This is a genomic window from Aminobacter ciceronei (genome assembly GCF_014138625.1).
Lineage (GTDB): Bacteria > Pseudomonadota > Alphaproteobacteria > Rhizobiales > Rhizobiaceae > Aminobacter > Aminobacter ciceronei.
This window is the reverse complement of record NZ_JACJHY010000091.1, coordinates 1-1,426: the sequence shown is the minus strand read 5'-3', so window position 1 is coordinate 1,426 and position 1,426 is coordinate 1. Positions and strand designations below refer to the sequence as shown.

General features: G+C 59.7%; 1 protein-coding gene. It reads left to right on the top strand.

The window, feature by feature from the left end:
• Positions 1-44 precede the first annotated feature (44 nt).
• Positions 45-1,399, top strand: a protein-coding gene (locus tag HNQ95_RS33315) for an IS3 family transposase (protein ID WP_371818561.1) whose coding sequence is annotated in 2 segments (ribosomal slippage) — positions 45-521 and positions 524-1,399 — 1,353 coding nt in all. Because the reading frame shifts where the segments join, the coding sequence is not laid out codon by codon here.
• Positions 1,400-1,426: the final 27 nt, after the last annotated feature.

Here is a 1,426-nt window from a genome sequence, read left to right as displayed (position 1 = left end):
TGAACTGACCCCCGAAAGTTGGACACAACCTTCGGGGGTTTTGCATGTCCAAACACAGTGCGCGTTTCAAGCGCTCGGTTGTCGATAGCTATTTGTGCGGGGATGAAAGCTACGCGAGTGCGGCGTCGAAGCGTGGAGTTGACGCGGCGACTGTCCGCAAGTGGGTGGCTTTGTACCAGGCGCATGGCTGGGCGGGACTGTCGGGCAAATACGATCATTACGACGCGACGTTCAAGCTGTCAGTGCTCGAGCGGATGTGGCGAGAAGGTCTGTCGTATCGCCAGACGGCGGCGTTGTTCAATATCCGCAATGCCAGTTGCCTGGCGGGCTGGGAGAAGCGCTATCATGCGGGTGGGATAGAGGCACTCGGCCCACGTCCCGGAGGACGCCCCATGTCGAAGCCGCCGGCCCCCGCAGTGCCTGTTGCACCCAGTGACGAAGCCAAAAGCCGGGAAGAACTGCTGGCCGAGCTGAAGCAACTGCGGATGGAGAACGCCTACCTAAAAAAACTGGAGGCCTTAACGCAGGGACACGCGCCCAAAAAGCACAAGCCGTCCAGGCGTTAAGGCCGTTGCATCCGCTTGAGGGCCTGCTCGATCTGGCGAAGCTGCCGCGCAGCACGTTCTATTACAGGCAAAAGGCAGCCTCGCGCCCGGACCGCCATGTGGCGCTGAAGGAGGCGATCAAGGCCATCTTCGACAGCCACAAGGGCCGCTACGGCTATCGCCGGGTGACTGCGCAACTGCGCCAGTCGGGTCAAGGCGTCAACCACAAGACCGTCCAGAGCCTGATGGCCGGGATGGGTTTGAAGTCGCTGGTCAGGCCGAAGAAGTATCGTTCCTACAGGGGCGAGGTTGGGCGGACCGCTCCCGATCTGTTGCAGCGCAAGTTCAGCGCCGACCGCGCCAACTGCAAATGGGTGACCGACGTGACGGAGTTCAGCGTGGCCGGCGACAAGCTCTACCTGTCTCCCATCATGGACCTCTACAATGGCGAGATCGTCGCCTTCGAGACGGCGCGCCGCTCGCGCTTCAAACTGGTGGACAATATGCTGACAAAAGCCTTCGCCCGGCTCAATGAGGACGAACGGCCGACCCTGCATTCCGATCAGGGATGGCAGTACCAGATGTCGGCATTCCAGCGCAGGCTGGAAACCAGAGGCCTTGCACAAAGCATGTCACGCAAAGGCAATTGCCTCGACAACGCACCGATGGAGAGCTTCTTCGCCACGCTCAAGTCCGAGCTCTTCCACCCGGAAAGGTTCGAAACTGTCCAAAGCCTCGATAAGGCCATCGAGCGCTACATCGACTATTACAACCACCGCCGCATCAAACTGAAACTGAAAGGGCTGGCCCCTGTGCAATACAGGACCCAGCCCTTAAATCTACCAGCTCAATGAACCGTCCAACTTTACGGGGTCAGTTCA